This is a genomic window from Pseudomonas sp. NBRC 111124, assembly GCF_001320245.1.
Classification (GTDB): domain Bacteria; phylum Pseudomonadota; class Gammaproteobacteria; order Pseudomonadales; family Pseudomonadaceae; genus Aquipseudomonas.
In genome coordinates, this window is sequence record NZ_BCBA01000107.1 from 140689 (window position 1) to 166654 (window position 25966).

General features: G+C 62.1%; 27 protein-coding genes and 2 tRNA genes. 14 read left to right on the forward strand and 15 right to left on the reverse strand.

Features of this window, described 5'->3' with window-relative positions:
* Positions 1–66: 66 nt before the first annotated feature.
* Positions 67–480, forward strand: a complete 414-nt coding sequence (locus APH28_RS27065) for a DoxX family protein (RefSeq protein ID WP_060513477.1) — start codon at positions 67–69, stop codon at positions 478–480.
* 1 nt (position 481) lies between these two features.
* On the opposite strand, the gene APH28_RS27070 is transcribed toward APH28_RS27065, so the two are convergent.
* Positions 482–676 (reverse strand): hypothetical protein, encoded by a 195-nt coding sequence (locus APH28_RS27070; protein WP_060513478.1) that lies wholly within the window; start codon positions 674–676, stop codon positions 482–484.
* 594 nt (positions 677–1270) lie between these two features.
* Here APH28_RS27070 and APH28_RS27075 point away from each other — a divergent pair.
* Positions 1271–1945 (forward strand): polysaccharide lyase family 7 protein, encoded by a 675-nt coding sequence (locus APH28_RS27075; protein WP_060513479.1) that lies wholly within the window; start codon positions 1271–1273, stop codon positions 1943–1945.
* A gap of 144 nt (positions 1946–2089) precedes the next feature.
* A complete protein-coding gene (locus APH28_RS27080) occupies positions 2090–2410 on the forward strand; it encodes a hypothetical protein (RefSeq protein WP_060513480.1) in 321 nt (106 codons plus the stop codon).
* Between the two features lie 52 nt (positions 2411–2462).
* Here the strand turns inward: APH28_RS27080 and APH28_RS27085 are convergent.
* Positions 2463–2536 (reverse strand) — tRNA-Cys (locus APH28_RS27085).
* 153 nt (positions 2537–2689) lie between these two features.
* Entirely contained in the window at positions 2690–3709 is a 1020-nt protein-coding gene (gene sohB / locus APH28_RS27090) for a protease SohB (protein WP_060513481.1), read from the reverse strand.
* Positions 3710–3904: 195 nt separating this feature from the next.
* Between sohB and APH28_RS27095 the strand changes: the two genes are divergently transcribed.
* The 4 genes from APH28_RS27095 (at position 3905) to APH28_RS27110 (ending at position 7031) form a co-directional block, all read left to right on the forward strand.
* Complete coding sequence (locus APH28_RS27095; RefSeq protein ID WP_060513482.1) at positions 3905–4615, forward strand: histidine phosphatase family protein; 711 nt, start codon at positions 3905–3907, stop codon at positions 4613–4615.
* A 54-nt stretch (positions 4616–4669) separates the two neighbouring features.
* The gene (locus APH28_RS27100) at positions 4670–4987 is read left to right on the forward strand and encodes an SCP2 sterol-binding domain-containing protein (protein ID WP_054884931.1); all 318 of its coding nucleotides are present in this window, start codon (positions 4670–4672) and stop codon (positions 4985–4987) included.
* A 185-nt stretch (positions 4988–5172) separates the two neighbouring features.
* On the forward strand, positions 5173–6240 hold the full coding sequence (locus APH28_RS27105) for a phosphotransferase family protein (protein ID WP_060513483.1): 1068 nt from the start codon (positions 5173–5175) through the stop codon (positions 6238–6240).
* Between the two features lie 23 nt (positions 6241–6263).
* Positions 6264–7031: an SDR family oxidoreductase gene (locus tag APH28_RS27110; RefSeq protein ID WP_060513484.1), complete on the forward strand. Its 768-nt coding sequence runs from the start codon at positions 6264–6266 to the stop codon at positions 7029–7031.
* Positions 7032–7090: 59 nt separating this feature from the next.
* On the opposite strand, the gene APH28_RS27115 is transcribed toward APH28_RS27110, so the two are convergent.
* Positions 7091–7441: a hypothetical protein gene (locus APH28_RS27115; protein WP_060513485.1), complete on the reverse strand. Its 351-nt coding sequence runs from the start codon at positions 7439–7441 to the stop codon at positions 7091–7093.
* Between the two features lie 103 nt (positions 7442–7544).
* Here APH28_RS27115 and APH28_RS27120 point away from each other — a divergent pair, with 103 nt between their 5' ends.
* From APH28_RS27120 to APH28_RS27140, 5 genes are all read left to right on the forward strand, one after another.
* Positions 7545–7838, forward strand: a complete 294-nt coding sequence (locus APH28_RS27120; protein WP_060513486.1) for an RcnB family protein — start codon at positions 7545–7547, stop codon at positions 7836–7838.
* Between the two features lie 111 nt (positions 7839–7949).
* On the forward strand, positions 7950–8132 hold the full coding sequence (locus APH28_RS27125) for a hypothetical protein (RefSeq protein ID WP_060513487.1): 183 nt from the start codon (positions 7950–7952) through the stop codon (positions 8130–8132).
* A gap of 74 nt (positions 8133–8206) precedes the next feature.
* A complete protein-coding gene (locus tag APH28_RS27130; RefSeq protein WP_060513488.1) occupies positions 8207–8602 on the forward strand; it encodes a glycine zipper domain-containing protein in 396 nt (131 codons plus the stop codon).
* 154 nt (positions 8603–8756) lie between these two features.
* Entirely contained in the window at positions 8757–10586 is a 1830-nt protein-coding gene (locus APH28_RS27135) for an SLC13 family permease (RefSeq protein WP_060513489.1), read from the forward strand.
* A 138-nt stretch (positions 10587–10724) separates the two neighbouring features.
* Positions 10725–12143 carry a GGDEF domain-containing protein gene (locus APH28_RS27140; RefSeq protein ID WP_060513490.1) on the forward strand — a complete coding sequence of 473 codons (1419 nt, stop codon included), beginning with the start codon at positions 10725–10727 and terminating at the stop codon, positions 12141–12143.
* Position 12144: 1 nt separating this feature from the next.
* Here the strand turns inward: APH28_RS27140 and APH28_RS27145 are convergent, their stop codons facing one another.
* Positions 12145–12906, reverse strand: coding sequence for a TSUP family transporter (locus tag APH28_RS27145; protein WP_060513491.1), 762 nt, complete (start codon positions 12904–12906; stop codon positions 12145–12147).
* Positions 12907–13005: 99 nt separating this feature from the next.
* On the opposite strand from APH28_RS27145, the gene APH28_RS27150 reads away from it, so the two are divergent.
* The gene (locus APH28_RS27150; RefSeq protein ID WP_060513492.1) at positions 13006–13917 is read left to right on the forward strand and encodes a LysR family transcriptional regulator; all 912 of its coding nucleotides are present in this window, start codon (positions 13006–13008) and stop codon (positions 13915–13917) included.
* Positions 13918–14042: 125 nt separating this feature from the next.
* Here the strand turns inward: APH28_RS27150 and APH28_RS27155 are convergent, their stop codons facing one another.
* On the reverse strand, positions 14043–14237 hold the full coding sequence (locus tag APH28_RS27155; protein WP_060513493.1) for a hypothetical protein: 195 nt from the start codon (positions 14235–14237) through the stop codon (positions 14043–14045).
* A 545-nt stretch (positions 14238–14782) separates the two neighbouring features.
* Here APH28_RS27155 and APH28_RS27160 point away from each other — a divergent pair.
* A complete protein-coding gene (locus APH28_RS27160) occupies positions 14783–16696 on the forward strand; it encodes a tyrosine-protein phosphatase (RefSeq protein WP_060513494.1) in 1914 nt (637 codons plus the stop codon).
* Between the two features lie 77 nt (positions 16697–16773).
* Here APH28_RS27160 and APH28_RS27165 read toward each other — a convergent pair whose 3' ends face one another.
* The 9 genes from APH28_RS27165 to APH28_RS27205 form a co-directional block, all read right to left on the reverse strand.
* Positions 16774–17799 carry an AraC family transcriptional regulator gene (locus tag APH28_RS27165; protein WP_060513495.1) on the reverse strand — a complete coding sequence of 342 codons (1026 nt, stop codon included), beginning with the start codon at positions 17797–17799 and terminating at the stop codon, positions 16774–16776.
* Positions 17800–17915: 116 nt separating this feature from the next.
* Positions 17916–19613, reverse strand: coding sequence for an acid phosphatase (acpA, locus tag APH28_RS27170; protein ID WP_060513496.1), 1698 nt, complete (start codon positions 19611–19613; stop codon positions 17916–17918).
* A gap of 138 nt (positions 19614–19751) precedes the next feature.
* A complete protein-coding gene (locus APH28_RS27175; RefSeq protein ID WP_060513497.1) occupies positions 19752–20468 on the reverse strand; it encodes a glycosyltransferase family 25 protein in 717 nt (238 codons plus the stop codon).
* Between the two features lie 24 nt (positions 20469–20492).
* On the reverse strand, positions 20493–21866 hold the full coding sequence (locus APH28_RS27180) for an oligosaccharide flippase family protein (RefSeq protein WP_060513549.1): 1374 nt from the start codon (positions 21864–21866) through the stop codon (positions 20493–20495).
* 231 nt (positions 21867–22097) lie between these two features.
* Positions 22098–22173 (reverse strand) — tRNA-Gly (locus APH28_RS27185).
* A gap of 63 nt (positions 22174–22236) precedes the next feature.
* Positions 22237–22797, reverse strand: coding sequence for a CDP-diacylglycerol--glycerol-3-phosphate 3-phosphatidyltransferase (gene pgsA / locus APH28_RS27190; RefSeq protein WP_028626065.1), 561 nt, complete (start codon positions 22795–22797; stop codon positions 22237–22239).
* Between the two features lie 33 nt (positions 22798–22830).
* On the reverse strand, positions 22831–24654 hold the full coding sequence (gene uvrC, locus APH28_RS27195; RefSeq protein WP_060513498.1) for an excinuclease ABC subunit UvrC: 1824 nt from the start codon (positions 24652–24654) through the stop codon (positions 22831–22833).
* 6 nt (positions 24655–24660) lie between these two features.
* A complete protein-coding gene (gene uvrY, locus APH28_RS27200; RefSeq protein ID WP_027920570.1) occupies positions 24661–25299 on the reverse strand; it encodes a UvrY/SirA/GacA family response regulator transcription factor in 639 nt (212 codons plus the stop codon).
* A 63-nt stretch (positions 25300–25362) separates the two neighbouring features.
* Entirely contained in the window at positions 25363–25752 is a 390-nt protein-coding gene (locus APH28_RS27205) for a helix-turn-helix domain-containing protein (RefSeq protein WP_060513499.1), read from the reverse strand.
* Positions 25753–25966 lie beyond the last annotated feature (214 nt).

Consider the following 25966-nt stretch of genomic DNA (forward strand, 5'->3'; position numbering starts at 1 on the left):
TGCCCGGCAGCAATCCCCTGGGCAACTGCTAGAGTGGAGCTTGTCCCCAGCTACCGGTATGCCGCCATGCGCTACTCCCTGTTCGATGGTCAACGCGACCTCATTCTGCTGATCGCCCGCGTGCTGCTGATGATCCTCTTCGTGCTTTCCGGCTGGGCCAAGCTCACCGGCTTCGAAGGCACGGTCGGCTACATGACATCCCTTGGCGCCCCCGCACCGATGCTGGCGGCAGCGGTGGCGGTGTGCATGGAGTTCATTGTCGGCATCCTGCTGATCCTGGGCTTCTACACGCGCCCGCTGGCCTTCCTGTTCGCCTTGTTCGTATTGGGTACCGCGCTGCTGGGCCACCCGTTCTGGAACATGGTCGACCCGGAGCGCGCCGCCAACATGACTCAGTTCCTGAAAAACCTCAGCATCTGCGGCGGCCTGCTGGCGCTGGCAGTCAGTGGCCCCGGCCGCTTCTCGGTCGACGGGCGCTGATTCAGTCGTCCAGGTCGTCGTGCCAGGCTGGGTGATCACGCTCTTCGTCATCGAGGTCATCCAGCAGTTCTTCGTCTTCCTCGACTTCGTCCTCGGCGCCTTGGGCGTCCGCTTCAGGGACGTCGTCTTCATAGAGGAATTCGTGATCGAGCAGGTGATCGTGCTCGGGTTCGTGCAGGTCGTCTTCGTCGCGCATGGTGGTTCCTGGAAATCTGGCACGCCTGTATAGGCGCATCGTGGGGCGTGGTCAACGGGATTGCGGTTAATGCTGGCTTAACCGGCCGGCCTCAGGCTGCAATCTCTCCCTTCAAAACGTTCGTTGCCCGCCTTCATGGCGGGCTTTTTTTTGCATATGACGGATGTGGACACGCCGTCTACGACAACTTCACGAATTCATGACAAGCACTTGGGCATTCTGACCCTGCTCCGTACGTTCTTTAGACCCGCCACTGGTTGGCGGGTTTTTCTTTTTCCGCACTGGAAACCTGTACGAAAGGTTGTCGCATTCGTTGCCTGTTCGCATGCCGACGAGCGCCCTTCTCCACAGGAAACCCTCGAGCTACCCCGTCCATCACCCCTGACCTGTGCCATCTTCTTACCTGTCATGACGCTTTACGCAGTCGAAGGGGTTGATAAAAACCAACTCTGGATTACTGTATATCCATACAGTCAATTTGAAATTCCAAACCATCCGCCTGTGCATTCACGAGTGCCCAGCCGGATGCGGAGGAACGCATCACGGATGGAAGGCAATCGTGCCAGGCCAATGATTTTATCGTCAGGAGTATTTATGACCGTAAACATCAGCAATCTAACGATCGCTACCCCAGTGGCAGTCTCTTCAACGAACCCCGTCGCGCTTGAGCTCAATGGTGCGCAAGCAATTGCTCAGTTCCCGAGTGTCGTGCAGGTACTCAGCGATGGGTCGGTGCAGTTCTCGGCACCGACCAAGGGCGCTTCGAGCAAGAGCACCCGTAGAACCCGCTGCGAATGGTCGGAAAGCAAAAACTGGACGCTGGGCAGCGCCCCGGACCACTGGAACCGCCAGGAGATGACCCTGACCAAGGTCAATTCCGCGCAGAAGGTGGTCATCAGCCAGATGCACGTCAGGGGGGATGACAGCCCGCCGGTAAAGGTGTTCTGGAACAAGGGCAATATCACCATGGGCTTTCGCCAGTCCTATAACCAGACCGACCCGGTGAATAGCGCCTTACTGCAAGGGGTGCCGCTGGGTACGAAATTCGACGTGATCATTCACGCCACCTCCGAGGGTGTGGTCACGGTGACTGCCAGGTGCAACGGTGTCTCCAGATCATCGAGTGGACTGCAGCTCGATGACAGCTGGGACACGCGCCTGTTCGAGTTTCACGGCGGGGTCTACAACCAGGTCGACTACACCGATGCGACGCCGGCCACTGATGGTTCGGTGTGCATCATCAGCGATCTGTCGCTGAGTCATGGCTGAGTCTTGAGCCAATTCAAAAGCCCCGCTGCCTTATTGGCGGGGCCTTTGAAGCGGTGGGTGTCGAGGTCGGCGGCGCCAATCAACGACGAATGCTTCCAGAATCGACTAAAGTTCAGATGGAGTAACAATCGCGAGATACCCATCATGATCAAACAAGAAGCAGAAGACGTGATCGAGCGAATCAGGGATGACCTGAAACGGCATGGGGTTGTCATCGGGTATGACATAGACATACCTATTGCAGACTTCGGCTGCGACCTGGATCACCACATTGCTCAGAATGCCCAAAGCCTTGAGAATCAGGTCGTGCGGATCGTGATTCATGACGAAGGGCTGTGGGACCAGCTTAAGCAGGGTGCCGTCAACCGCTGCATCGTGAGCGAATGCCAAGGCAAGCTGTTCGGCATGCCTGTGATGGTAGAGCCGAGGTCGGATGCCTCTTATACCATTCAGTACAAAACATAAGCGCGGACAAAGAAAAACCCCGCAAATTTTCATCTGCGGGGTTTTCGAATGGTGGAGGCCGAGGTCGGAATCGAACCGGCGTAGACGGATTTGCAATCCGGAGCATAACCACTTTGCTACTCGGCCTCAAAGTTCGGATCTAGCGGCTTGCGCTTCGCTATCTCCTTGAAACACCGCACCTTTTCAAGGTTTGCTGCGTTTCGATGGGCGCCATTATGTCTGCATTCCTTCAACCTTGCAACCCCCTGAACAGAAAAAAATTTCAGTGGGTTCAAGGTGTTAGCGCAAGCGGCCGAGTTTGCTCCACAACCCCACCACTGCGTTCTCCACGCTACCGCTGGCCGCCATGCCGATACGCTCCTGCAAGCTCTTGCGCTCGGCATAGTGCAGGTGGAACAGGTTGGCCGTGCGGGCGCGGTCACTGAGGTATTCGTCGCTGGTCTGTAATTCATCGACCAGCTTGCGGTTCAGTGCAGCAACACCGAGCCAGACTTCGCCGGTGGCGACCTCGTCGATGTGCAGCTGCGGCCGGTAACGGGCGACGAAGTCCTTGAACAGCTGGTGGGTGATGTCCAGGTCTTCCTGGAACTTCTCGCGGCCCTTCTCGGTGTTTTCGCCAAACACGGTCAACGTACGCTTGTACTCGCCAGCGGTGAGTACTTCGAAATCGATGTCGTGCTTTTTCAGCAGGCGGTTGACGTTGGGCAACTGCGCCACCACACCGATCGAGCCCAGCACGGCGAACGGTGCACTGACAATTTTCTCGCCAATGCAGGCCATCATGTAGCCGCCGCTCGCCGCGACCTTGTCAATGCACACGGTGAGCGGGATGCCGGCCTGGCGAATGCGTGCCAGTTGCGAGGCCGCCAGGCCATAACTGTGCACCAGGCCACCGCCGCTTTCCAGGCGCAGCACCACTTCATCGCGTGGGGTGGCGAGGGTCAGCAGTGCGGTGATCTCGTTACGCAGGCTTTCGGTGGCAGAGGCCTTGATGTCGCCATCGAAGTCGAGCACGAACACCCGGCCCTTCTCTTCGGCCTTGCCCTTCTTCTGCTTTTTGTCCGCTTTTGCTTGCTGCTTGCGCAGGGCCTTGAGCTGCGCTTTGTCGAGCAGGCCGCTTTCCAGGCGCTCGCGCAGCTCTTTATAGAATTCGTTGAGGCGGGTGACCTGTAACTGCCCACCGGCCTTGCGCCGCCCCTTGCCGCGCAAACCGGCGATGGCGGACAACACCACCAGAATGGCAATCACCAGGGTGGCGGTTTTGGCGAGAAAGCTTGCGTATTCGGCAAGAAACTCCACGTTGACTCCTTATGAACCTGCGCCAGATCGGCGCGAAACTGATGCAAGCATACCGTTGCGATCGTGCCCTCGCCAGCCGAGGTAAACGCTGGCAACACAGTTCAAACAACCTTTTCAAACGCTTGTATGTTTTTTCGTTGACAGCCTGTGTGGCGCATCCTAACCTCGCAGCAACCTTCAACGCCGGATACCCCAGTGGGCAATCTCTACCTGATCCGACATGGCCAAGCTTCCTTCGGTGCCGATGACTACGACGTCCTCTCGCCCGTCGGGGTGCGCCAGAGCCAGGCCCTGGGCGAACACCTTGCCCAGCTCGGCCTGCGCCTGGACCGCTGCGTGGCCGGCAATCTGCGGCGTCAGCAGGATACTGCCCGGCACACGCTGCACGCATTGAACGCTGACGGTGGTGCGGTACCGGCCATTGAGACAGACCCGGCCTTCAATGAGTTCGATGCCGACGGTGTGATTCGCGCCCTGCTGCCCCGCCTGCTGGCCGATGAGCCGCACGCCCGGGACGTCCTGCGCAATGGTGCACAGAACCGCAGCGAGTTTCAGCGCCTGTTCGCCCTGATGGTGCAGCGCTGGCACGCAGGTGAACATGCCGATGACGGCCTGGAGAGCTGGCAGGCGTTCACCGCGCGGGTCGACGCCGGCCTGCAGCGGTTGCTCGACAGCGCCAACAGTGGTGACAACATCGCCGTGTTCACCTCCGGTGGCACCATCGCCGCCCTGCTCCACCTGGTTACCCGAATCACCCCCAGCCAGGCCTTTGCGCTGAACTGGCAGATCATCAACACGTCGCTCAGCCAGCTGAAGTTTCGCGGCCGCGACGTGGCACTGGCTTCCTTCAACAGCCAAGCACATGTACAGCTGTTGAGGGCGCCGGAGCTCATCACCTACCGTTGAGCCCGGCCCGTTGTGTCCTTGCGGACGCGAATATCACTTAACAAGGAAAACACCATGAGCGATGTAGCTAAAGCCGTCGAGGCGATGAAGGCAAAATTCAACCCAGCGGCTGCTGAAGGCCTGGACCTGGTGTTCGGCTTCAACATCACCGACGAAAACAAGCAATACGCGCTGATCGTCAAAGATGGCACCTGCGACATCCAGGAAGGTGAAAACCCGGATGCCAACTGCACTCTGGTACTGGACAGCGAAACCCTTAAGGGCATCGTCAGCGGTGAAACCGACGGCATGCAGGCTTTCATGGGCGGCAAGCTGCGCGTCGAAGGCGACATGATGCTGTCGATGAAGCTCAGCGAGCTGTTCCCTTCCTAAGTGATGGGCACAACGCACGATGAGAAAACCGAAGCCTGACCGGCTTCGGTTTTTTTTTGCCCGGCATTCGGTGCAGTGATCGACCAGCAACACCCTCGCCTATATGGCTCCTGGCACGCTTGTTCCACCGTCGCCAGGCCATTAGATTAGCCAATAGTCCTTGCGCCAGATAATAAGGAAAACGCATGACGCTCACCGACCAGTCCACCCAGGTACGCCCCGGCGAAGAACTCGATGCGGCCGTCATCGATCCTTATCTCAAGAGCCACATTGCCGGCCTCGAGGGCACTCCCAGCATCAGCCAGTTCCCTGGCGGCGCGTCCAACCTCACCTACCTGGTCAGCTACCCGGGCAAGGAATTCGTACTGCGCCGCCCACCGTTCGGCCAGAAGGCCAAATCGGCCCATGACATGGGCCGCGAGTTCCGCATTCTCAACCAGCTCAACAGCGGTTTCCCGTACTGCCCCAAAGCCTACGCCCACTGCACCGACGCGTCGCTGATCGGTGGTGAGTTCTACGTGATGGAAAGGGTCAAGGGGGTGATTTTGCGGTCGGACATCCCGGCCGAACTGGGGCTGGATGCCAGCCGCACCGAAGCCCTGTGCAAAAGCTTTATCGACCGCCTGGTCGAGCTGCATCAAGTGGACTACCGCGCCTGTGGCCTGGCTGACCTGGGCAAGCCGGAAGGCTATGTGCAGCGTCAGATCGAAGGTTGGACCAGCCGCTACGCAAAAGCCCTGACCCCGGATGCGCCACGCTGGGAAAAAGTGATCGCCTGGCTGCACGAGAAGATGCCCGCCGACCACCCGCGCCCAGGTATCGTGCACAACGACTACCGCTTCGACAACGTGATCCTCGACGCCGACAACCCCATGCGCATCATCGGTGTGCTGGACTGGGAGATGGCCACCCTCGGCGACCCGCTGATGGACTTGGGCAACAGCCTCGCGTACTGGATCGAAGCCAGCGACCCGGCGCCAGTGCAGCTGATGCGCCGCCAGCCGAGCAATGCCCCGGGTATGCTCAGCCGTCGCCAGTTCGTCGACTACTACGCCGAGCGCGCCGGCATTCGCCTGGACAACTTCGATTACTACTATTGCTATGGCCTGTTCCGCCTGGCCGGCATCGTCCAGCAGATCTACTACCGCTACTACCACGGCCAGACCCAGGACAAACGCTTCGCCCAGTTCATTCACATGAACCGGCTGCTGGAGCAGATGAGCCTGCAGGTCATCGGCCAGTCCACGCTCTGACGCCAGACAACAAGGAAAACAGCATGTCCAAGACCCAACTGTTCGACCTCGACGGCAAGATCGCTTTCGTCTCTGGCGCCAGCCGCGGCATCGGCGAAGCCATTGCCCATCTGCTGGCCCAGCAGGGTGCCCACGTGATCGTCTCCAGCCGCAAGCTGGAAGGCTGCCAGCAGGTGGCCGACGCCATCGTCGCGGCAGGCGGCAAGGCCACGCCGGTCGCCTGCCATATCGGCGAACTGGAGCAGATCCAGCAGGTGTTCGCCAGTATCCGTGAACAGTTCGGGCGCCTGGATATTCTGGTCAACAACGCGGCCACCAACCCGCAGTTCTGCAACGTGCTGGACACCGACCCAAGCGCCTTCCAGAAGACGGTCGACGTGAACATCCGTGGCTACTTCTTCATGTCGGTGGAAGCCGGCAAGCTGATGCGCGAAAACGGTGGCGGCAGCATCATCAACGTGGCGTCGATCAACGGCGTTTCACCAGGCCTGTTCCAGGGCATCTATTCGGTGACCAAAGCGGCGGTGATCAACATGACCAAGGTGTTCGCCAAGGAGTGTGCGCAATTCGGCATTCGCTGCAACGCCCTGCTGCCGGGCCTGACTGACACAAAGTTCGCCTCGGCCCTGGTGAAGAACGACGCCATCCTCAATGCCGCGCTGCAGCAGATTCCGCTCAAGCGCGTGGCCGACCCCAAGGAAATGGCCGGCGCCGTGCTGTACCTGGCCAGCGATGCTTCCAGCTATACCACCGGTACCGCATTGAATGTGGATGGTGGGTTCCTGTCCTGATGACGGCTTGCCGGCCTCTTCGCGGGCTTGCCCGCGAAGAGGCCGGAACTGCAACCCCTTTACAAACAGGTGGCCGCCGCCGCCCGGCGCTGCAGGGCCATGCCGTCATTCTTCTGCGCGTAATAATCCACCCGCGTACCGCCCGCCTGCGGATACACATCGACGAACGACTCCGCCTCGCGGGTATAGACAGTCAGCCCGCCCTGCTTGCGTGGCTCCAGGTAGCCACTGGCGTCGTCGCCGAACACATCCTCTTTCTGCCAGCTGAACTGGATGCACTGGGCTACCAGCTCCGGCGCCTTGCGCGAATCGAGCTGAGCCGTCGGCTTGCCGCCCCGCGCCGCATCCATGGTCGCGCTCGCGCAACCGACCAACACCAGCGCCGCAGCCATCGGTAGAATTGCTCGCATGTTCCATCCTCGGGGCAAAAAAGAAAGCGACTCTAGCACTGCAAATGAATTGTCCCAAGCGGGTAGCTGTCGCAACTAGTACACACCCACCCAGGAGACAAACATGAAAGCCAAGCACCTGCTCCCTGCATTGCTCTTCGCCGCGCTACCAATGGTGACGCTGGCCGCCCCGTCAGCCGAAGAAAGCATCAAGGCCCCGGAAACCCACAACCGCGAACTGAAGGTCGGAGACAAGGCCCCTGACCAGTACAAACGCGACGACGAGACCGTCAGCGACTGGAAAGCCAAGGGCCTGCCTGCGCCAGAAAAGGAGAGCCATTGGGTACGCATGGGCGACCACTATGTGCTGATACAGATCACCAATGGCGTCGTGCTGGCCATCCACCCGGCGTCCTGAGCCGCTCATCGCTCGGACGGCAAAATTTTGCGGGTCAAGGAAACCAAATGGATCGATCCCAGTCTCAGTAAGTGTCCCGTAAACCTATGCGGATCAAGGACCTATACTGTGATGACCCGCTTTGCATGCTTTTCGCTGATCGCCGCCTTCCTGATGTTGTCGGGCTGCTATCACGATCACTACCGTGATGACGGCGGCTGGCGCGATGACGACCGCGGCCACCGTCACCACCACCGACACGATCGCGACGATGACGACGACCGCCAATGGCGCGGTGACCGTTATGACCGCTGAAGCGTCTCCCCTTCCCTGACCTGCCGCCCCACCGTGCGGCACCCTAACTTGATGATTCCTCTGAGGTTCATATCATGCGTCTGACTCTGCCTTCCATTGCCCTCGGCCTGCTGCTGTGCCAGGGCGCTTTCGCCGGTGACGGTACTGCCGCCATTGGCGGCGGCCTGGGTGGTGTCCTGGGCAACGTTGTCGGCCAACAAATGGGCGGCCGTACCGGCGCAGCCATCGGCGCCGGTGTCGGCGGTGCTGCCGGCAGTGCGGTAGCGGCGAAGAAAGGCAACCGTACCGAAGCCGCCATCGGCGGTGGCTTGGGCTCGGCCGGCGGCTCGCTGCTGGGCGGCGCGGTCGGCGGCAGGACCGGCTCGACCGTCGGTGCCGGCCTGGGCGGCGCGGCCGGTGGCGCCCTGGGCAACCACCTGGGCGACAACGGTGGTAGCAGCAAGAAGCACCACCATCACCGCCGTCACTGAGTGATGAACCTGAACAGGGCCGCATGATGCGGCCCTTTTCATTGGCGCCATGTGTGCAAACCCTGCAGCACATCAACACCCCCTTCACCACAAGCTGCCACACTGACTGCTACTGTCTTTCGTGCCCCCTTGAGTGAAGGAACACCCCCGCACCATGAACCAGGAACTGCTCTGGGTCCTCGGCCTGCTGGCTGCCGTCGTCATCCTCTTCGTCATCAACCGCCCGCGCATGGACGTGGTCGCCTTGCTGGTAATCCTCGCCCTGCCGCTGTCGGGCATCCTCACCGTGGAACAGGCCCTGGCCGGCTTCAGCGACCCCAACGTGGTGCTGATCGCCGCCTTGTTCGTGATCGGTGAAGGGCTGGTGCGCACCGGCATTGCCTACCGCATCGGTGAATGGATGAGCGAGCGGGCCGGTAACAGCGAGGCTCGCCTGCTGGTCTTGCTGATGGTTTCTGTGGCCGGACTGGGCTCGGTGATGAGCTCGACCGGCGTGGTGGCGATCTTCATCCCGGTGGTGCTGAGCATCGCCGCACGCTTGAAGCTGCCGCCCAGCCGGCTGATGATGCCGCTGAGCTTCGCCGGCCTGATCAGCGGCATGCTCAGCCTCGTGGCCACGCCTCCCAACGTGGTGGTGCACAGCGAACTGGTACGCCATGGCATGCCCGGCTTCAGCTTCTTCAGCTTCACCCCGTTCGGCCTGGTGGTGCTGGTGCTGGGCATCGGCTACATGCTGCTGACCCGCCACTGGCTCAATGGCGAGGTGCGCAAGGACGGCCGCGTGGAAAGCCGTCGCACGCTGCTCGACCTGGTACTCGACTACAAACTCAACGGCCGTGAACGGCGCCTGCGTATCCGCCCGCAGTCGCCGCTGATCGGCCATACCCTGGGCGAACTGGAACTGCGCACCAAACACGGCGCCAACGTGATCGGCATCGAACGCCAGCACAAGTTCACCACCCGGGTGATCACCGCCGACTCGAACACGGTGCTGCACCAGGGCGATGTGCTGCTGCTCGACCTGTTCGCCAACCGCGACGACCTGCGCACCCTGTGCCAGACCATGCAGCTGGAACCGCTGCACTTCAAGGCAGCCTATTTCATCGACCAGTCCCAGGAACTGGGCATGGCGGAGGTGTCGCTACCCCCGGGCTCGCAACTGATCGGCAAGAGCATTCTGGAGCTGGCCTTCCGCAGCCGTTACGACCTCAACGTGGTCGGCCTGCGCCGCGAGCAGGCGGCCATCGAAGAGCAATTGGTGGAAGAGAAACTGCGCCTGGGCGATACGCTGCTGGTGGTCGGCCCGTGGAAGGCCGTGCGCCAGCTGCAAAGCCAGCCAAAGGACTTCCTGGTCTTGAGCCTGCCTGCCGAAATCGATCAGGTCGCGCCGGCCCGCGCCAAAGCACCGCATGCCTTGGTCAGCCTGGCGGTGATGGTCGGGCTGATGGTCAGCGGCGCCGTGCCCAATGTCATCGCCGCACTGATCGGCTGCCTGCTCATGGGCGCCGGGCGCTGCATCGACATGAACAGCGCCTACCGGGCCATTCACTGGCAGAGCCTGGTACTGATCGTCGGCATGCTGCCGTTCGCCCAGGCGCTGCAGAAAACCGGCGGCATCGACCTGGCCGTGGGCGGGCTGGTCAGCCTGCTGGGCGGCGCCGGTCCGCTGGCCATGCTGGCCTGCCTGTTCATCGTGACAGCAGTTATCGGCCTGTTCATATCCAACACCGCCACCGCCGTGCTGATGGCACCGGTGGCGATCAGCACGGCAACGCAACTGGGCATGTCGCCCTACCCGTTCGCCATGACCGTGGCCCTGGCGGCATCGGCGGCCTTCATGACCCCGGTGTCGTCACCGGTCAACACGCTGGTGCTCGGGCCAGGCCAGTACCGCTTCGGCGACTTCGTCAAAGTCGGCGTGCCCTTTACCTTGCTGGTGATGCTGGTCACCGTGCTGATGGTGCCGTGGTTCTTCGGTCTTTAGGCAATCTGGCAAGGAATAGAAGCTAATTGACATTAACTTGCTCGATTACGGCAGATTGACATCAAGCACCCGGTGCCAACACACTGACGCGTCAATGCCCCAGGTGCTTATTGCCGTTGTCCTGGATTTCGTTTCCGCTTGTCGGTCGAGCCTATGGTTTTTCCAGCACAATCGCGTTTTTTGCCCTACATCGCCCTGTTCGGACTCACCTTTGCCCTGACCCTCGGCGGGATCCTGGCCAGGCCGATCGAATCCCTTTCCCTGTTCTGGCCGGTCAACGCGGTATTGGCCGGCGCCCTGCTGCGCTATCCACGGCAGGCCAACCTCCTCGGTCTTGCTCTGGTATGGCTGGCGATGGTCGCAGCCGACCTCGCCTGCGGCAGTACCTGGGCACCTGCCCTGTGGTTCAACCTGTGCAACCTTGGTGTGGTGGTGACGGTGTGGTGGTTGCTGTCGCGCCTGCCCCGCCTGCACCGGCGCATGCGTACCCCGCATGGCGTGCTCAGTGTCTTCGGCGCCTGTGCAGCGGGTGCCGTGGTGGCCGCCAGCATGGCCTGTGTGATGGCCGCGCCATGGTTCGAAAAATCATTACAGGCCACCTGGCTGGCCTGGTTCAGCGAACAGTTCTCCACCAGCGTGCTGGTGCTGCCGATTCTGCTCACCGCCCCTTCGGCCCGCGCCTTGGTACGCAGCGGCGCGCAGGCCATCCGCCTGGCGCCCTTGCTGGTATTGCTGGCATCTCTGGCGTTCAGCATCGCTTTCGGTGGGCCTGGCGCCATCGCCTTTCCAATTGCCGCGCTACTGTGGTGTGCCTGGACCTACTCGCCGTTCCTGGTGTCGTTGCTGACCCTCACCGCCGGCAGCACACTGATCGTGGCGGTCGCTCAGAACCTGATGCACTTCAGCGTGCCGCAGAGCGAACCCGGGGTCACCACCCTGATGTCGGCACGCCTGGGTATCGCCATGCTCGTCCTCGGGCCTTTGGTGGTGGCCTGCGTCAGCCAGGCCAATCGCAGCCTGCTGGCGCGCCTGGCGCGACAGGCCACCATCGACCACCTCACCGGCCTGCTAAGCCGCAGCGCCTTCACGCGCCGCGCCCATGCACTGCTCGACAGCCGGCAACAGCATGCGTTGCCGCTGACCTTGATGATGCTCGACATCGATCATTTCAAGTTGATCAACGACCGCCATGGCCACGCAGTGGGCGACCAGGTTTTACGCCAGTTCGCCCGCACCCTGCAGGACCAGTTGCACGACGAAGAACTGCTGGCGCGCCTGGGGGGTGAAGAGTTCGTGATCGTGCTCCCGGGGCAGGCACCGGAACAGGCCAAGTTCACGGCCGAACGCCTGCGCCGCGCGGTACAGGACCTGCATACGGCCCAGGGCGATGCGCGCCTGAAGATCACCGTCAGCATTGGCCTGGCCGGCTGCGCTGCGGACGAATTCGCCCCGAGCCTGGACGAACTGCTGGCACGCGCCGATCAGGCGCTGTACCGGGCCAAGGCCCATGGCCGCAACCGCGTCGAACAGGCCGAACCGCAGCGCCAGGTGATTTGACTCAGCCCATCAGCAGGTCCCAGGACAGCTTGGCGATCAGTACGCACAGCAGGATCAGGAACAGCCCGCGCACAAAGCCTGCGCCCTTGCGCACCGCCAGCCAGGTCCCGGTCAGGGCACCGAGGATGTTGCAGGCGGCCATTGGCAGGGCGATGGCGTACAGCACATTGCCCGATGGCACGAAAAACACCAGCGCCGCCAGGTTGGTGGCGATGTTGACCACCTTCGCCGACGCCGAGGCATGCAGGAAGTCGAGGGCGAAGAAGCGGATGAACAGAAAGATCAGGAAGCTGCCGGTCCCCGGCCCGAACAAACCGTCATAGAAGCCGATCGCCCCGCCGATGAGCACCGCCAGGCACTGCTCGCGGCGGCCGATCTTGGCCGGCTTGTGCAAGGTGCCGAAGTCTTTCTTGCAGAACGTGTAGATCGCCATCAGCACGATCAGCACCAGCACCGCCGGGCGCATCACGCTGGGTGGCACCAGCGAAACCGTGGCCGCCCCCGCGAACGACATGACGAAGGCGCTGACCGCCGCCGGTACGATCAGCCCCCAGTCCAGGGTCACCTTGCGAATGAACGAGCGTGCGGCAAAGGCCGTGCCGCACACTGAAGCCAGCTTGTTGCTGCCCAGCAGCGCTGCCGGTTGCGCAGTGGGCAGCACGTTGAACAGCGCCGGGATCTGAATCAACCCGCCGCCGCCGACGGCGGCATCGATCAAGCCGGCAGCGAAAGCGAACAGGGAAAGTACGGCGATATCCATCATGGCGCGGTTCCAGGCAGTGGAGACAAACTGCAAGGCTAATCAAAGCAGCCCACTTGTGTTGAAATGCCATATTGCGAAAACTGCAATCAGGAACCTGCCATGGCGTTGAACATGCTGCGCGAAATCCAGGCCTTCGTCAGTGTTGCGCACAAGCGCAGCTTTGTCGCCGCCGCACGCGCTCTGGGCCGCTCACCCAGCGCAGTAACGCGCGCGGTGCAAACCCTGGAAGACAACTGCGGGTGCAAGCTGCTCAACCGCAACGCCAACGCCGTGACCCTCACCGAAGCCGGTGAGCGCCTGTTGCCACACGCAGAGCGCTTGCTGGATGTGCAACGGGACGCCACCGACGAACTGGCCGCGCTCACCGGCAGCGCGCAAGGCTGGGTGCGCTTTGCCGCGCCGCAACTGCTCGGCGAACACGTTTTGCCCGGCGTGCTGGCCAGCTTCAGCCAGCGCCACCCGCAAGTGACCCTCGATGTGCAGTACAGCGACGCGGCCCTCGACCCGTTGCAGGGCAAGTTCGATTTCGTGATACGCGGTGCCTTTCCCCAATCCAGCGAACTGATTGGTTATCCACTGTGGCGCTACCAGCGCCATCTGTATGCCAGCCCGGCTTATGTCGCTCGCTTCGGCATGCCCGAGCGGCCCGAGCAACTGGACCGGCACGCGCTGATCCTGCATACCGCCCCGCGCATTCTCAAAGCCTGGCACTTCAGCCGCGACGGCCAGATCGCCAGCCTGCGACCGCACCCACGATTGCGCCTGGGCTCTGGCGACGCGATTTACCACAGCACCCTGGCCGGTGCCGGTATCGCGCGGCTTGCCGACTGGGTGGCAGAAGCTCAGGTGAAGGCTGGACGCCTAGTACGGGTGTGCGCGGATTACCGGCTGACCTCAAGCACCGGCCAGGACCCGCAAATGCATGCGGTGTACCCCTCCGGCGAGCTGCCCGCCCGGGTGCGTGAGTTGCTGCTGGCATTGCGCCAAGCTGGCGAAGCCGCCGCTGAATGAGCAGGTTGAGCGCTGTTCAAATTCTGCTCAATTTAACAGAGCCCGCAAAAATCCTGGCTTACAGCACTTTATCCACAGACCTACCCACGTTTTTTGTGGACAGATTTCCCCAAGCAATGAAGGACTTATCGCACACTCAGCAGCGCGGCATTCGCCGCCTTGATCAGCTCGATCCATTCCTGCGCGCTGATCACCCCGGACTGTTCCAAAGACTCGGCACAACGCAGCGCCTGATCGTATTGCTCCTCTTCAAGTATGCCTTCGCTGAGATAACGGCTACGCCACTCCAGCATGGCTGAAGTGCCCTTCTTGCATTCCATCTATGTACTGACTCCCCAAAAGCAAAAAAAACGGGTCCGTTGGATACGACCCATTATGACGCACCGGGAGACTACATGAGGACGCTACACTTGAGAACGACTTGCACCGATTACTCGTCCAGCGGTACAGCCGGGGGGATCTGCCAGAATCAGGCAGCAATCTGGCCCATCTAGCGGGATAGACGGGCCGGAGGGTGCGGGGAAATGAATCAGCTTGGCGGAATGGTGCCGAGCAGACCGATCAGAATCGTCAACAGCAAAAAGCCACCCAGAAACAGCGCGAGCTTGCCCATCGGAACCTCTTCAGTGTGATAGCGGGATGAAGAGCATTGTCGGCTTCAGGCTGATACGGTTACAGATTCAGGTTCGAGGAAAAAAAGCGGATCAGATGAAGCTGAGCCGCTGTCACCAAGACGGTCGAGACAGAAAGCGCACTCAGCAGACAGAACGCGCAGCCATTTGTGCCGCGCTGCAAGTTGTAACATTGAGTTTCATCTTACCCACCGACAGTAGCCAGCCCAACGCATCCGATCGAGGCTACTTCCGTGTTGCAACGTCTGTTCTGCTCCGTATCCCTGCTTACCCTGGCCATTTCTGCTGCCCATGCCGCCGACGCGCTCGACACGCCGCGCCTGGCCGGCATAGACAATTTCCGTGATATCGCCGGCACCACCAGCGCCTACACCACCGCACATGATGGCGAGATGCGTGCGGGGGTGTTTTACCGTTCCAACGCCCTGACCCCGACGACGGCCGACCTCGCCATCCTCAACGGCTTGGGAATCAGCGATGTCTACGACCTGCGCACTCCCAGCGAAATCGCCAGCACGCCCGACACCCTGCCGGCCGGCGCCAGCTACTCCAACATCGACATCATCGGCAGCACTACCTCGGGCTCGAATGTCACCAACATTTCGTTCACCAGCGCTGCCCAGGCGCGGGCGATGATGCAGGAAACCAACCGCGCCTTCGTCAGCGATGCCGGCATGCGAGGGCAGTTCAGCGTGCTGTTTAACGAACTGGCCAACGCCGACGGTGCCGCGCTGTTCCACTGCACCGCCGGCAAGGACCGCACAGGCTGGACTGCGGCCGTGCTGCTGAGCATCGCCGGGGTCGACGATGCGACCATCATGAACAACTACCTGGCCACCAATGACTACACCGCCGCCCGCGTGGCAGCGACGCTGGCGGCCATGCCAACGAGCATGGCCGCGATCTATGCGCCGCTGCTCGGGGTCGAAGCCAGCTACCTGCAGGCGGGCCTGGATGAAGTCACCGCAAAGTACGGGACCATGGACAATTACCTGAAAACAGGCCTTGGTCTATCCCAAGAAACCCTGTATGTGCTGCGCGGCAAGATGGTGCGCTACGGCACACTGCCAGGCGAAGCCGGCCTGCTGGGCAACGCCGCTGCTGGCGCCCAGTTGCTGCGGCAATTGCAGGACACCTCGTTGTCGGGTAGCTACACCGCCTACAACTACTACCTGCAGTCGGCCATCGACGCCGGGACGCTGGGTGGGGTCGAGTCGACCGTGGGTGGCCAGGTGCATGCCGACGCAGCCAGCTACCTGCTGCGCCAGGGTGCGATGATCGACCGTGCCGCCGCGCCCTTTGCCGCTGGCAGCGATCTCAAGGTCGGCCAGTCGCGCCTGTGGAGCACCGCGCTGGCCGGCTACCTGGGCACCGATGGTTCGTCCCACGCCGCCAGCAGCAACGAGCACAGCCAGGGCCTGATGGTCGGCATGACCCAGCGCTTCTCCGAGCAGCTCAGCGCCCATGCCGGTTTCGGCTACAGCAACGGCAATGTCGGCGGGGCCGGTGGCGAAGCGGACACCGACCTGACCTTCCTCAGCCTGGGTGCGCGCTTCGCGCCGAAGGGTCTGGAGCAAGGCCTGTTCATCGACGCCGATGCCAGCGCCGGCTGGCTCGACTACTCAAGCAAGCGCGAACTGGGTGGTGGCCTGGGCACGGCCAAGGGCGACAGCCACGGCACCCTGGCCGGCGGCAGCCTGGCACTGGGTTATCGCCTGCCCACCGGCAGCATGGTGCTGGAGCCGAGCCTGGGGCTGCGGGTCAGCCGTGTGGACCTGAACGGCTTCACCGAAAAAGGCAGCGAACTGGCCTTGCAGGTGGATGACCTGAAACAAACCCGACGCGCAGCCGTGGCCAACCTCAAGGCCTCCTTCGCGCCGGTCGCCATGGGCAGCTGGCAGCTGGTGCCTGGGGTCGAGGTGGGTTACGAGCATGCGCTGGGCGATCATCAGGTCGATAGCGAAGGCCACTTGCTGGGCCTGGATGTCGAACAGCGCGCGGCGTTCGACAACCGCGACCAGTTCATTGGCGGTGTGAACCTGATGGCCAACCTCGGGGCGCTGAGTGTAGGGGCCGATGTGGCAGCCATGGGTGGTGGGGACAGCCATGGTGTGAGTGGCAGCCTCAAGGCCAGCTATGCCTTCTGATGCCTGAATGGGGCCACTATGTGGCCCTTCGCGGGCTCGCCCGCTCCCACAGGTATATGCGCCCCTCAAGCTTGACGCTATCCCTGTGGGAGCGGGCATGCCCGCGAAGGGCCGCAGAGCGGCCCCAACTGTCGGTGATCGCGCCGGATATCTGCAGGATTGACCCCGAATGCGAGCTTGAAGTACTGGGCAAACCGCCCGGCATTGCTGAAGCCATGGCGCAAGGCAACTTCCGCCACCGACCCGCCCTCCCCGCGCGCCAGCACCTCACGCGCCTGCTCCAGCCGCACCTGCCGCTGATAGCCGACGATCGACGTCCCGGCAAAGCGCCGAAAGCCATCCTGCAACGCCCGCAGGCTGACATTGACCAACCCCGCCAGCTCGCTGCCACTGACCGGCCTGGCCGGATACTCGCGCAGGTAGGCCATGGCCAGTTTCACATGACGCGGCGCAATCGCCGGCGCCGGGCGGCGCAACGCCTCGCTGTAGTTGTGCGGCCAGGTTTCGAGCAGCGCGTCGACCAGCATCTCCTGCAAACGCACTGGCAGTAGCAGGCCGGCGTTGATCAGCGGGTCGAACTCGGTCCCGGTTGCCAGTTCGAGCAAGGCCCGAATGCCCTGGAATGCGCAGTTGTTCAGGTCGACCTGCGGCGCAAAGCGAATCGGCGCAGGCAATGGTTGTTCGAGGAGGGACGAAAGCCGCTCGGCAAACGCCCCTCGGCGGATCGACATGCCGCACTGGGCGTGGCCCTCTGAGATGCGCACCGAACGGATGTCGAGCTTGTCCACTGCCAGGCCGACCTGGGCACCGCCGATCGACTCGCCACGGTGGTCGAAGATGATCTTGCCCGCAGTGGGCAGCACGAAGGTGATTTCGTCCTGCGGCGCCGGCAGGACGATGGTGAAGTCACCCTGATACTGCATGCGCCGTACGCTCATGCCGTCGAAGCGGCCGTAGACGCCACCAATGGCGACGCCCTCGCCCAGCGGCGGCATGTCGGCATACAGGTTGCCGTACAGTTGCGTGAACAAGGCGGCGAACTCATCGCTGCGCATGTCGCTGGAGCGCAGCATGAACTGCTTGCGGGTCGTGCCGGGATACACCGTGTTGCACACCTTGTGCCACGAAAGGGGAACGGCACTTTATCAGCCGCTCATTACAGCCGCGTGACGCCCGCGCTCAACCCCGCCAGCAAAGCCCCCATGCCGATGGCCTCTCGCTAGCCGAGGTCCAGCGCGTTGGTCAGGTCACCCAGCAACGCCTGCCCACGAGCGGCCATTGCCTGGTCCCGCGCCTGCAGCCCCTCCAGCGCCTCCAGGTCGAACACCCGGGTGATCAGGCGCAGGATCGAGGTGGTGTCATAAACCGTGTGATCAACCGTGCCCTTGCGGGCAAACGGCGAAACCACCAATGCTGGGATCCGTGAACCTGGGCCGAAGCGGTCACCTTGGGGCGGCGCAACGTGGTCCCACCAACCGCCGTTCTCGTCGACGGTGATCACCACCACCATGTTCGACCACTGCGGGCTTTCCATCAGGGTCTTGACGATGCGCTCGATGTGCCGGTCACCCGAGGCCACATCGGCGTAGCCGGCATGCAGGTTGAGGTTGCCCTGGGGCTTGTAGAATGTCACCGCCGGCAAGCGCCCGGCAGCCGCGTCGGCGAGGAAGCGGTTGGTACTCGGGTCCTCGCCAAGCCCGCCGTCGCGCAGGCGCTTGCGGCGCTCCTCGGGGTGTTCCGGCCCCTGCTGTGCAAAGTAGTTGAACGGCTGATGGTGGTACTGGAAGTTGGGGATCTTGGGGATGCTGCCAGCGTCCTTGAACGCATCCAGCGTGGCCTGCCAGGCACCGGCGTACCAGGCCCAGTCGACATTACGCTTGGCCAACTTGTCGCCGATATGCTCGTGGGTCTGCGGCACCAGCACGTTGGGCAGATCGGGTTTGGAATAGTCCGGGCGGGCCGGGTCACGCAGCCAGGTCGGCCAGTACGGTGGGGCCAGCGTGTTGACCGTGTAGCCATCCGGGGTGATGGCGCTGGGGCCGAACTGCGGCGGACCGTCGTGGGCCTTGTTCGGCGAGCCGGCCAGGGGCTTGAGGCGGATGTCCAGCGGGTCGTCGCTCTGGAGCTGGGCAATCTGACTGCGCGCAGGCGAACTGCCTGCATCCGGATAGAACGGCGCACGCCCGGCGATCAGGTACTGGTGGTTGAGGAACGAGCCACCAAAGGCCGCCTGGAAGAAGTTGTCGCACAGCACGAACTGCCGGGCCAGGTCCCATAAGCGCAGGTTGTAACGGGTTTGCGGGTAGTAGCCCATGGTCAGCCCACCGGCATCGGACCAGGCGGCAAAGCCGTCATTCTTGCCGCCGTTGATCTGCAGCTGGTTCTGGTAGAACACATGCCACAGGTCGCGGGTCACCAGGCCCAGCGGCAGGTCTTCTCCTTTGGGGCCTTTGAGGGGAAACGGTGCGTTGGGTAGCCCGGTCTGGAATGCGACGTCCTTTTCGTAGGTCGTGCCGTCGACAGTCTGGGGGCCGACCTGCAAGGTGCCACCGAAAATCGGTGGCAGCGTGTCGAACAGCACACCGTCACGGTCGCGCTGGGCGTAGGCGTCTTTGCTCAGCTGGGCGAGCGGGCTCTGCAGCCCGGGGAAATCGGCGAACAAGTTGTTGAAGCTGCGGTTCTCGGCGTAGATCACCACCACGGTCTTGACCTTCTCGCGCAGCGCCCGGTCCAGCGCGGCGCCAGTGGGCTGCTGGCGGACAGGGTTGGCCGGACTGCTGTTGGCAGGGCTGCAGCCGGCCAGGCTGGCACCCGCGCCCAACAGCGCCAGGCCACCCAGGAACCCACGCCGTGTGGGGCCGCGGGTGGGTTCTTCGTCATGCTCAGCTTCGATGTCTTGACCGGGTGCTTCGTGCATCGCCTGCTCCGTAACGCTTGGAAATTTGTGTCGAGGCAGGCTAGCGGTGGGTCATGACAGTTTTGTGTCCAGTCACCCTACCGACTTCAATTGCGCGCGCACTTCCCTACGCGCTAGCAGGGTCGCGCAGTACCAGCGCTATCGGGTTCTCCTGAGTTTTTCTGCCTTCAAGCGCCGATACAAAGCCATCACCGGCCGCAGCATGGCCACCCGGTCAAAGATCGACAGGGCATGCAGGTCGGTGCGCGAAGGCCGCTGGTAACCCAGGTTCCAGGTGAAGTAGTAGGCCTGGATGTTCTTGTCGGTGTGGATCAGCGTGTTGAGGGCCGCGTCGTAGTGCATCGGCCCGCCGTCCGGGTGCCCGGGCGGGCGCTGCAGGATTTGCGCAAGAAAGTCCCGCAGCTTGCCCACGCTCTTGCCGTTCACCGCGTAGAAATGCGCCAGGTGAATGGGCCGGTCAACCAGCGCCCAACGGGGTGTGCCCGAGTCGCCTTCGCATGAATGCCCCAGGTAGGCAATGTCCCAGTCCAAGCCTTGCAGGGCTTCAATAGCTTTTTTGCCGAATGGGCCAATGCGCCTGGAAAACTGGATGTCGTCTTCCATGATCAGAATGTTTTTCACATTCAGGTGCATGGCTTCTTCCAGTATCTGCATGTGGCTCATGAAGCAGCCGCGCACGCCAGCACTGGGGAAACCCTCCTGCGCGGCGGGCGTCACAGCCGGGAAAAAGCCGATTTTTTGCTCATCGATCTGAAAGCCGTTACGTGCGAATTCGGCTTCGGTTTCTAGGCGGCGGTCCGTTCTGGACGGGATATTGATGATTCGAGTCCGATCAAAATAGTCGATCACATTCATCGTTCAGGTCCTTGGAACAGCCGGTCAGAAGGCGAACAGATGGCTGATGAACTGGCCACACAGGGCGCCAAACAACATGACTGGCAGCACCAGCAGTTCACGCTTTATGCTCAGCATGCCCAGCTGGTGGCTGACCTTGAAGACCAGAAACAGCGTGAAGAACGTATGCAGGGCCACTCCCCACAGCGCGTAGGTCACCCCGCCGATGGCCAGCAGCAACGGCATCAGGGTGAACAACGCAACCACCCGGATGATGTTGTCCATGGCCATGTACTTGGTCAGCCCCAGGGCCATCCATATCTGTTGCGTCAGGCCATAGCGCAAGGTGAACAGCGACAGCGACAGGATCGCCATCATCTGCCCGGCGTCCTGATAGCGAGCGTCATACAGCCAATGAATGATCAGCGGGCTGGCGGTGAACAGGAAGCCGCAGGTGAACAGGGTCAGCACATCGAAGATCAGCCTGAAGCGGAAATACAGATGGCGCAGGCGATCCATGTCACCCGTCCTGGCCGCCTCGCTGAAGGCCGGCAAGGCCACTGCCCCGGCCAGCCGCTGCAGGCTGAGCTGGAAAGCGGCCAGAATGCCCACGGCAATCGAATACACCCCCAGCTGCGCCACCGTCATGCTGCCGCCGAACCAGATGCGGTCGCCCTGCATGGCCAGCACGCCAACCGCTGAAGACAGGAACACCCAACGGCCGTAATTGACGATCTCGCGCAGCGCTGCGGGGTCCCATTGCGGGCGGTCCCGGTGTCCCGGGAACATCACATGGCTGAGGACTGTGGTGACCAGGGTGCTGACCAGGCCTGCCGCCACCAGCGCCCAGATGGAACGGGTGAGATAACCGATCACCAGCATCACCACCAGGCCGGCAATTTGCGAAATGAGCTCGATCAGCACGACTTTCTTCTGCTGGAAAGTACGGATGGCTACGTCGATCTTGGTCGACTGGAAAGCGAAGATGATCGCAAAGAAGCCGGTGACAGCCAGCACTGCCGGCAGCTCCGGGGCGGCGTAGGTGGAATGCGCCGGCCACATGCCGAAGTACTGGGACACCCAGGAGGCCAGCGCCACCAGCTGCATCACCACGAACAGCCCAAGGCCGCGAATGATCTGCAGCGACCAGATCGTGTTGAGGAACAGCGGCTCGTCGCCACGCGGACTTTGAATGATGTTCTGGCGCAGGCCCACGTCGGACAGCAGCAGCAGCAGCACCGACACTGTGGTGGCGATGGCCATGAGGCCGAACATCTCTGGCAGGAGCAAGCGGGTGATGATCAGGTTGCCGCCCAGGCGAATGACCTGGGAAGCCACGATGGAGCCGATATTCAGTGCCCCAGCCAACAACACGCGTTTGCGAAGACTTTGCGAGGACGACAGATCGATCGTAGACATGGCACCCACTGACCCGGTTTTTAAGACGTTACTATAGTCTCAATCTGCCATGTTGCTATGGCGCCTGGGTGCATGGCGGCACACCTGTCGGCTCACAGAGGGCAAGAGAATCTTTGGGAAATGGGTTACAAGGAAGGGGAAAAATCTGAATTTTCGTAGTAGCCAGAAACGAAAAAAGACCCCGAAGGGTCTTCTTTCTTGCCCTATCGAAATACTTCGATAAAGCCAATTTGGAGCGGGAAACGAGACTCGAACTCGCGACCCCGACCTTGGCAAGGTCGTGCTCTACCAACTGAGCTATTCCCGCGTCGTGATGGGTGCCATTCTAGCGATATCTGAAACGGCGTCAACCCCTTGATTCAAAAAACTTTTATTTTTGTTCCGAGCCTTCGCGCAGGTGCGGCCAGGCGGCCACCAGGTAGTGCACCATCGACCACAGGGTCAGCGCAGCCGCCACCAGCAACAGGCCGTAGCCCAGCACCACCCAGAAGCTCACCACCGGCGGGTTGGCCAGCAGAATCACCAGCGCCAGCATCTGAGCTGCTGTCTTCCACTTGCCGAGGTTGGACACTGCCACGTGCGCCCTCGCCCCCAGTTCGGCCATCCACTCGCGCAGCGCCGACACGACGATTTCGCGGCCGATGATTACCGCCGCCGGCAGGGTCAGCCAGAAGTTCGCGTGCACCTGCACCAGCAGCACCAAGGCCACGGCCACCATCAGCTTGTCAGCCACCGGGTCGAGGAAGGCGCCGAAGGGTGTGCTCTGCTGCAGCCGACGCGCCAGGTAGCCGTCCAGCCAGTCAGTGGCGGCGGCGATGGCGAATACCGTGCTGGCGGCCATGTAGCTCCAGTGGTAGGGCACATAGAACAGCAGGATGAAGATCGGAATGAGCAGGACGCGTAGAACGGTGAGCAGGTTTGGAATATTCATCGGTACGACTGGCTGCGGGTTGAGCCCGGCATTCTACTCGCTATGCAGGCTGGCATAAATCGACTCGGCAAGCTTTTTACTGATGCCGGGGGCTTTGGCGATCTCATCGATGCTGGCGCGGTTGAGCTCCTGCAGGCCGCCGAAATGTTTCAGCAGGTCGCGGCGGCGCTTGGGCCCTACCCCGGCAACGTCTTCCAGGCTCGAGGTGCGGCGGGCCTTGCCACGTCGGGCACGGTGGCCGGTGATGGCAAAACGGTGGGCTTCATCGCGTATCTGCTGAATCAGGTGCAGCGCCGGGTTGTCGCCCTTGAGGGTGAACTCGTGGGCCACATCGTTGAGGTACAGGGTCTCGAAGCCGGCCTTGCGGGTCACACCCTTGGCCACGCCAAGCAGGGTCAGGTCGGTGAAGGCCAACTCCTGCATCACTTCGCGGGCCATGTTCAATTGGCCCTTGCCGCCGTCCACCAGCAGCACATCGGGCAACTTGCCCTCGCCGTCCTTGATCCGCCCATAACGACGGGTCAGGGCTTGGTGCATGGCGGCATAGTCGTCGCCAGCGGTGACGCCTTCGATGTTGAAGCGGCGGTAATCCGACTTGATCGGGCCCTCCGGGCCGAACACCACGCAGCTGGCGACCGTGGCTTCGCCGCTGGAGTGGCTGATGTCATAGCATTCCAGGCGCTGCGGCACTTCGTCCAGGCCGAGCACTTCGGCCAGGGCCTCGAAGCGCGCCGCCATGTGCTGGCGGTTGGCCAGGCGGGCATTGAGTGCCTGCTCGGCATTGGTCACCGCCAGCTGCTGCCAGCGCGCACGGGTGCCGCGCACGCGGTGGCTGATGGTCAGCTCGCGACCGCGCAACGTCTGCACGGCTTCGGTGATGGCCTCGAAGTCTTCGTGCACTACGTTGACGATCAACTCGCCAGGCAGTTCACGCTCGGCATTGCCCAGGTAGTACTGCGACAGGAACGCGGCCATGACTTCGGCCACCTCCTCCTCGATGCCCACCTGCGGGAAAAAGTTCTTGCTGCCCAGCACCCGACCGCCGCGCACGCTGATCAGATGCACGCAGGCACCGCCCGGGTTGACGAAGGCAGCCACCACATCGACGTCGCCGGAGCCGCCTTCGATGTATTGCTGATCCTGAACCCGGCGCAACAGGGCAATCTGGTCGCGCAATTCGGCGGCCTTTTCGAAATTGAGGGCCATGGCGGCCTTTTCCATTTCTTCGTTGAGCTCGTTGCCCAACTGCTGGCTGCGGCCCTCAAGGAACATCACCGAATGGCGCACATCCTCGGCATATTCCTCGGGCGTGACCAGGTTGGTGCATGGACCTTTGCAGCGCTTGATCTGGTACTGCAGGCACGGGCGGGTGCGGTTGGCGAAATAGCTGTCTTCGCACTGGCGCACTGAAAAGGCTTTCTGCAACAGGCTGAGGCTCTCGCGAATGGCGCCAGCACTGGGGTATGGCCCGAAATAGCGCCCCTTGGCTTTCTTCGCCCCACGGTGGATGCCCAAGCGAGGGAATTCGCCGTCCGACAGGAATACGTACGGGTAGGATTTATCGTCGCGCAACAGAATGTTGTACGGCGGCCGCCACTGCTTGATGAGGTTCTGCTCAAGCAGCAACGCCTCGGTCTCATTGGCGGTGATGGTGGTTTCGACCTGGGCGATGCGCCCCACCAGCGCGGCGGTTTTCGGCGCCAGGCCGGTCTTGCGAAAATAACTGGCCAGGCGCTTCTTGAGGTTCTTGGCCTTGCCCACATAGAGCAGCCGCGCCTCGGCGTCGAACATCCGGTATACGCCTGGCCGACCGCTGCAGGTCGCCAGGAAGGCGCTGGCATCAAAGACTTGTGACATGAGGGTTTACAGGCTTGCGTCAACCATACCGTGGCGAACGGCCAGCAACGTCAGTTCGACGTCGCTGGTGACCGAGAGTTTTTCGAAGATCCGATAACGGTAAGTATTGACGGTCTTGGGCGACAGGCACAACTTGTCGGAGATGATCTGCACTTTCTGGCAGCCTACGATCATCAGGGCGATCTGGATTTCCCGCTCCGACAACGCATCGAACGGCGAGCCCTGGGGCTGGAACGATTTGAGCGCCAGCTGCTGGGCGATCTGCGGGCTGATGTAGCGCTGCCCGGCAAAGGCCAGGCGGATGGCCTGGACCATTTCGTCCAACCCTGCGCCCTTGGTCAGGTAACCCGCGGCGCCCGCCTGCATCAAGCGGGTGGGGAACGGGTCTTCTTCACATACGGTTACAGCCACCACCTTGATGTCGGGGTGGCTGCGCAACAGTTTGCGGGTGGCTTCCAGACCGCCGATTCCAGGCATCTTCACGTCCATCAGCACGACGTCTGGCTTCAGTTCCCGGGCGAGCTTGAGCGCCGATTCGCCCGAATCCGCCTCACCCACCACCTGCAGGCCATCGATATCGGCCAGCATGCGAGTAATTCCGGTTCGAACCAGATCGTGATCGTCGACCACTAGGACCCTAATCAAGCAGACACCTCGTCAACAGGGCGATTGGATCCCGCCACCTTAACAAAATTTTTCATGGCGGACCTAGCGTAAAACTTCCTTCAGAAACGTCTGACGCTCAGGACGCGCCTGCCGCCCCCACTCACCACCGCTACCCTCACCCGCCAGGCGCCCCAGCAGATGCCACAACGCCGCCTTGTCGGCCGCCGGCAAGCGCCGAAACGCGCCAAGCAGACCGCTTTCATCCGCCGTCAGGCTTTCCAGCGGTGCCGGCGTGCGCTCACCGCTAAGCACGTACAGCGCATCCACGCCCCGGGTCGCCAGCGCCGCCAGGTAATCCGCCCGAGGGGTGCGCTCACCGCTTTCGTACTTACCCTGGGCATTAGGCTCGACACCGCCGATGTCACCGAATACCCGCTGGGTCATGCCCAGCCGCTCACGCTCTTCGCGCAGACGTGGCCCGAGTCCTTTCATATGACGTTTCTCCTGATTTCTTTGCCGTCATGGGTGCTGCTCACAACCCTGTAAGCAGTTGCAGACTGTGTGGTCACTATGCCCATCACCGGCCAGCGTCGCAAGCCAGTATTGCGCCATTACCCACACGCCGCGGGGCCTTGATCCAAAGGGCTTCCAAGCATCCCTGGCCAAGCAATACGAGCTGGATAGCGCAAGGTAAAAAGCAGGATAG

Coding starts and splice junctions, on each gene's coding strand:
- APH28_RS27125 (WP_060513487.1), top strand. CDS start 7,950: ATGACCCGCTTTGCATGCTTTTCGCTGATCGCCGCCTTCCTGATGTTG.
- APH28_RS27175 (WP_060513497.1), bottom strand. CDS start 20,468: ATGAATGTGATCGACTATTTTGATCGGACTCGAATCATCAATATCCCG.
- APH28_RS27130 (WP_060513488.1), top strand. CDS start 8,207: ATGCGTCTGACTCTGCCTTCCATTGCCCTCGGCCTGCTGCTGTGCCAG.
- APH28_RS27135 (WP_060513489.1), top strand. CDS start 8,757: ATGAACCAGGAACTGCTCTGGGTCCTCGGCCTGCTGGCTGCCGTCGTC.
- APH28_RS27065 (WP_060513477.1), top strand. CDS start 67: ATGCGCTACTCCCTGTTCGATGGTCAACGCGACCTCATTCTGCTGATC.
- APH28_RS27120 (WP_060513486.1), top strand. CDS start 7,545: ATGAAAGCCAAGCACCTGCTCCCTGCATTGCTCTTCGCCGCGCTACCA.
- APH28_RS27155 (WP_060513493.1), bottom strand. CDS start 14,237: ATGGAATGCAAGAAGGGCACTTCAGCCATGCTGGAGTGGCGTAGCCGT.
- APH28_RS27070 (WP_060513478.1), bottom strand. CDS start 676: ATGCGCGACGAAGACGACCTGCACGAACCCGAGCACGATCACCTGCTC.
- APH28_RS27075 (WP_060513479.1), top strand. CDS start 1,271: ATGACCGTAAACATCAGCAATCTAACGATCGCTACCCCAGTGGCAGTC.
- APH28_RS27110 (WP_060513484.1), top strand. CDS start 6,264: ATGTCCAAGACCCAACTGTTCGACCTCGACGGCAAGATCGCTTTCGTC.
- APH28_RS27150 (WP_060513492.1), top strand. CDS start 13,006: ATGGCGTTGAACATGCTGCGCGAAATCCAGGCCTTCGTCAGTGTTGCG.
- acpA (WP_060513496.1), bottom strand. CDS start 19,613: ATGCACGAAGCACCCGGTCAAGACATCGAAGCTGAGCATGACGAAGAA.
- APH28_RS27105 (WP_060513483.1), top strand. CDS start 5,173: ATGACGCTCACCGACCAGTCCACCCAGGTACGCCCCGGCGAAGAACTC.
- APH28_RS27180 (WP_060513549.1), bottom strand. CDS start 21,866: ATGTCTACGATCGATCTGTCGTCCTCGCAAAGTCTTCGCAAACGCGTG.
- pgsA (WP_028626065.1), bottom strand. CDS start 22,797: ATGAATATTCCAAACCTGCTCACCGTTCTACGCGTCCTGCTCATTCCG.
- APH28_RS27115 (WP_060513485.1), bottom strand. CDS start 7,441: ATGCGAGCAATTCTACCGATGGCTGCGGCGCTGGTGTTGGTCGGTTGC.
- APH28_RS27100 (WP_054884931.1), top strand. CDS start 4,670: ATGAGCGATGTAGCTAAAGCCGTCGAGGCGATGAAGGCAAAATTCAAC.
- uvrC (WP_060513498.1), bottom strand. CDS start 24,654: ATGTCACAAGTCTTTGATGCCAGCGCCTTCCTGGCGACCTGCAGCGGT.
- APH28_RS27080 (WP_060513480.1), top strand. CDS start 2,090: ATGATCAAACAAGAAGCAGAAGACGTGATCGAGCGAATCAGGGATGAC.
- APH28_RS27205 (WP_060513499.1), bottom strand. CDS start 25,752: ATGAAAGGACTCGGGCCACGTCTGCGCGAAGAGCGTGAGCGGCTGGGC.
- APH28_RS27145 (WP_060513491.1), bottom strand. CDS start 12,906: ATGATGGATATCGCCGTACTTTCCCTGTTCGCTTTCGCTGCCGGCTTG.